Origin of the sequence: Sutterella sp. (genome assembly GCF_052272535.1) — a bacterium.
GTDB lineage: Bacteria > Pseudomonadota > Gammaproteobacteria > Burkholderiales > Burkholderiaceae_F > Sutterella.
On record NZ_DAVZJY010000186.1, the window covers coordinates 1 to 4,705 of the forward strand.

Genomic DNA, 4,705 nt, shown 5'->3' on the forward strand with positions numbered 1-4,705 from the left:
GGCCGTCCTCCTCGAGGCTCTGCGGCGCAGTCAAACAAAATGCGTGCGGACGCAAAGGGCCCGGCGCAGCCGGGATGGACTTCCATCTGCCGCGCCGGGCCCCTCGGCCGGGTTCAAGGCGCTTTTGCGCCGTCAGCCCTGCCGCCCTTCGGGCGAGAGGTTCACGAGGTGAAGGATCTTCCGGGCGGTGTTCTTCTCGTGGTGATGCTCGCGCGCCTCGTACGTGCAGTGCAGGAGCTCGTGGGCGAGATGGCTCCCGGGCGCGCCGAGAAAGTCGGCGTAGAGACGCTGCACCTCCGGATTCTCGTGGGCCGCGCGCACCGGCATCTTCCGGTCGATCGCGTAGACCGTCTTTTGGCGCGCCGCGAGGTTCGTTCCCCAGACGTCGCGTCCGCGGGGCGTGCCGCCGCCGCCGATGCATCCGTTCGGGCAGGCCATCACCTCGACGAAGTGCCAGGGCGCCTCGCCCCTGCGCACCAGGTCGATCACGTGCGCGACGTTCGCGCATTCGTGCACGACCGCGACGCGCACGTCGCCGAGGTCGCCGAGGTGCACCACGGCCTCCTTGACGCCCTTGGGGCCGCGCACCGCATCGAACTCGATCCGGGGCGCTTCGCCCGAGTTCTTGAGGGCGGACATCGTGCGCAGCGCCGCCTCCATCACGCCGCCCGTGCTCGCGAAGATCTGTGCCGCGCCCGAGGCTTCGGTCATGAGGGGCGTGTCGAAGGGCATCTCGGGGAGCGTCTTGAGATCGAGCCCGAAGCGCTTCACAAGGCGCGCAAGCTCGCGCACCGTGAGTACGAGGTCGGTGTCCCGGGCGCCGCCTTCGCGGGCGAGGAGCTTCCTCGCCGCCTCGCCCTTCTTCGCCGTGCAGGGCATGACGGAGACCACGCGGATCGACTTCGCGTCGATTCCGAGAACCTTGGGGAGCCACGTCTTCGCGACGGCCGAGAAGATCGCCTGCGGCGAGCGCGTGGTCGAGAGGTGCGGGATCATGTCGGGCGCGACCTTCTCGACGTAGTTCACCCAGCCCGGGCAGCAGGAGGTGAAGTACGTGAAGGGGCGCTCCATCGTCCCCTGCGCCTTCGCGCGCTCGAGGTTCGCGAGCATCTCGGTTCCCTCCTCCATGATCGTCACGTCGGCCGACCAGCGCGTGTCCATCACGTAGTCCGCGCCGAGGCGCTTCAAGGCGGCAACGATGCGCCCCTCGACGTTCGTGCCGGGCGGGAGGCCGAACTCCTCGGCGATCGCCACGCGCACCGCCGGCGCAATCTGCCAGACGGTGACGAGCTTCGGATCGTCGAGCAGGTCGAGCGCCGTGCAGCAGTCGTCGCGCACGCTGATCGCGCCCGTGGGACAGACGAGCGCGCACTGTCCGCACTGGATGCAGACGTCGGAGGCCCCCCAGTTCTTCGCGCCGCGAAAGCCCACGCGCGAGCCCGTGCCGACGCTCTCGAGCGTGAGGGCGGCGACTTCGGGGCCCTGCACCCGGCGGCAGACCTCGATGCAGCGCAGGCAACGGATGCACTTGCCGCCGTCAAAGCGCATCGCCGGGGCCGTGGCGTCCATCGGGCGCTTGGCGAGCCACCTCCCGGAAAGGCTCGACCCTTCGAGGCCGACGTTGAGCGCCGTGCGCTGCAGTTCGCAGTCGCCGTGGCGCGCGCACGAGGAGCACTTTTCGTCGTGGTCGGCGAAGAGGAGCTCCATCTGCAGGCGCCGGCGGCGGCGCACTTCGGCCGTGCGGGTCTCGATCTTCATGCCCGGAAGGATGCGCGTGTCGCACGAGGTGACGACGTCGTGGCCGCCGCCTTCACGCGCGAGCGCCACGAGGCACACGCGGCAGGTGCCGGGCGTGTGGTTGAGGGCGGCGAATTCGCAGAGCGTCGGGATGAAGATCCCGGTGCGGCGCGCGGCCTGAAGAATCGTTTCGTTCTCTTCGATGGGAATGGAGACGCCGTCGATCTCGGCGCGGCGCGCTTCGGCCCCGGTCTCTTCGGGCGCCGTCATGGTGTTCTGATCAGTCATCGCGAAGTTCCTCCAGGGTTAGAGCGCGGCCGTCTTGTCGTCGGTCGCCTGCGTCTGCGGCACGGGTTCGCGCGTCGTGAGCGCGATCAACCGGTAGCAGCGCATGCAGCGCTTCGACTCGTGCCAGGCCTCCTCTCTCGTCATGCCGAACTCCACCTCCGCCCAGGGCGTGGCGTGGGTGCGTTCGCGGGCGTCGAGCATCTTCACTTCGAAGCGCTCGGATTCGACGAAGGGCTTCGCGGGCGGACAGCGTCCGAGCAGGTCGGCGCGCTTGATGATCCGCGAGAGGCGCCTTCTCGGGAAGAAGGCCGGCGTGCGGCGCTTGAGGTATTCGTCGATCGACTTCGCGGCGCCCTCGCCGTGCGTCATCGCAAGGATGAGGGTCTGCGCGCCCACGGCGGCGTCGCCGCCCGCGAAGACGCCTTCGCGCGAGGTGGTGTAGTCCTCCTTCGTGTCGATGGTGTTCCAGCGCGAGAGCGCGATGCCGTCCGCTTCAGAGAAGACCGAAACGTCCATCTTCTGGCCGATCGAGGCGATCACGTGGCTGCAGGGAATCACGAATTCCGAGCCCGGGATGGGCTTCACGCCGCTGCGCCCGGAGGCGTCGGGCTCGGTCTGCCGCATGCGGGTGAGCTCAATCCCGACCACGCGGCCGTCCTCGACGAGGATGCGCTTCGGAGCGGAGAGGAATTCAAACTCCACGCCTTCGGCGCGCGCGCCCTTGATCTCCTCGGGGTCCGCGGGGGCCAAAGCCTCGACGCGGCGGTAGGAGACGATCACGCGGCCCTTCTTCAGAAGGCGCCGCGCGGTGCGGCAGCAGTCCATCGCGACGTTGCCGCAGCCGACCACGACCACGTCGCCTTCGAGCGGCGCGGGACCGCCCGGGTTCTTCTGGCTCTTCTCGACCTCCAGCAGGAAGTCGAGGCCCTTGAGGTAGCCTTCGGCCGACTGGTCTTCGTCGGGGAGGTTGAGGTACTGCCCGAGCGCGCAGCCGATCCCGAGGAAGACGGCCGAATAGCCCATCTTCGTCAGAAGGTCGTTCACCGAGAAGTCGCGGCCGAGCTTTCGGCCGAAGAGGAAGCGCCCGCCCAGGGCCTTCACGACGTCCGTTTCGCCGCGCAGCTCCTCGCGCGGCAGGCGGTAGGCGGGGATGCCCCAGCGCGCCATGCCGCCCGCTTCGTTCTCCATCTCGAAGACGTCCACCCGGCGGCCCATCTGCAGCAGATGGTAGGCGCAGGTGATGCCCGCGGGACCGGCGCCTACAACCGCGATCCGCTCCTCGGGATCCACGCCCGCCTCGGGCGCGCAGGGCGAGAAGAGGTGCGAGACGGCCGCGCCCGCGTTGTCCGCGGCGAAGCGCTTCAAGTCCTTGATTGCGAGGGCCTTGTCCACCATCCGGCGCGCACAGGCCTTCTCGCAGGGCCGCACGCACACGCGCCCGCAGGTGCCTACGAGCGGGTAGTGCTGCATGAGCACGCCCTCGGCGATCTCGGGACGCCCGTCGCGGATGTAGTCGATGTAGCGCGGGATGTTGATGTTCGCCGGACACGCCTCGATGCAGGGCGCCGTGGCGGTCGAAACGTAGAGCCGCGCGCGGGCGAGCGCGCCCGGGGCCGCCACGGGCTCGGTGGTCTTCAATTCCTCCAGAAAGCCGTCGATCGCGCCGATCATGGGCTCGGGCGTGGAGAAGCCGATGCCGCAGAGGGACGTCGTCTGCATCTGCCGCGCGGCCATGCGCACGGCCTCCCAGTCCACGTCCGCACCGCGCCCCTCAACGGCCTCGGTGAGCGCCTCGCAGATCACGATCGTGCCGATGCGGCAGGGCGTGCAGCGCCCGCAGGACATGCGGCGCGCTTCGTCGTAGTAGGCGAGCAGCACCTCGGGAAGCTTCGGCGCCCCGCGCAGCATCAGAAATCCCTGCGGACCGAGAACGCTCGTGACGGGGTTCCCGCGGTTGAACTCCTGAAGCTCCTCGAACGGAAAGTCCTCGGGCAGCGCGTCTTCGGGCGGGCGCCGACGCTCGATGCGCCGGCCCTTCCAGAAGCCGTAGAGAAATGCTTCTTCCATGGTGGTCTCGCTTGGGATGTGTGCGCAGACCGAACGCGGACCTTCGCTATTCATGAGATGAATAACATGGGACGCGGGCCGTAACGCGCTGCTTGTTGAGGCCCCGCTTTCTGAGACCGAGCACGAGCGACGAGCGCACGGGCGGCGGGTGCGGGGCGGACATGCCGCGGACGCGCAGCCGGAAGGCATCGGGGGTGCCGGCAATTCGGACGGGGCCTAGGGGGCTCGATCATTCTATCTACGTCTTTCGGCAGATAGCGGTCGCTTCAGCTTTTTTCCTAAGGAATAACCCGTCTTCAATGCAGCTGATAGGCGCTTCATCAACCAGAAAACAAAGGTTAACCCGCATGGATCCTCTTCTCCGATGGAGAATAGGATGAATCTAATACCCACTACGGGAGACGCCGATCATGACCGACCGCCCGACCGATCCGACCCGGACGGTCGCCTTCTACGACGCCCATGCGCAGGAGCTTGCCGCGCGCTACGAGGCGCTGCGTCCCGAGACGGTGACGGCGCTCCTCGAGCGGTGGACGCCCAAGGGCGCCCGCGTCCTCGAAGTCGGCTGCGGCACCGGACGTGAGGCGCGGCGGCTCGCGGAGCGCGGCGCCAA

Annotated in this window: 3 protein-coding genes; 1 reads left to right on the forward strand and 2 read right to left on the reverse strand. The window is 68.4% G+C overall.

The genetic code is table 11. The annotated features are described in order from the left end of the window. Positions 1 to 132: 132 nt before the first annotated feature. Positions 133 to 2,025: a [FeFe] hydrogenase, group A gene (locus tag ACT6Y9_RS08750; protein WP_443744256.1), complete on the reverse strand. Its 1,893-nt coding sequence runs from the start codon at positions 2,023 to 2,025 to the stop codon at positions 133 to 135. Positions 2,026 to 2,043: 18 nt separating this feature from the next. After that, positions 2,044 to 4,092, reverse strand: coding sequence for an FAD-dependent oxidoreductase (locus ACT6Y9_RS08755; protein WP_443744257.1), 2,049 nt, complete (start codon positions 4,090 to 4,092; stop codon positions 2,044 to 2,046). 410 nt (positions 4,093 to 4,502) lie between these two features. On the opposite strand from ACT6Y9_RS08755, the gene ACT6Y9_RS08760 reads away from it, so the two are divergent. Further along, the coding region (locus tag ACT6Y9_RS08760; RefSeq protein ID WP_443744258.1) for a class I SAM-dependent methyltransferase at positions 4,503 to 4,705 on the forward strand (203 nt) is incomplete at its 3' end.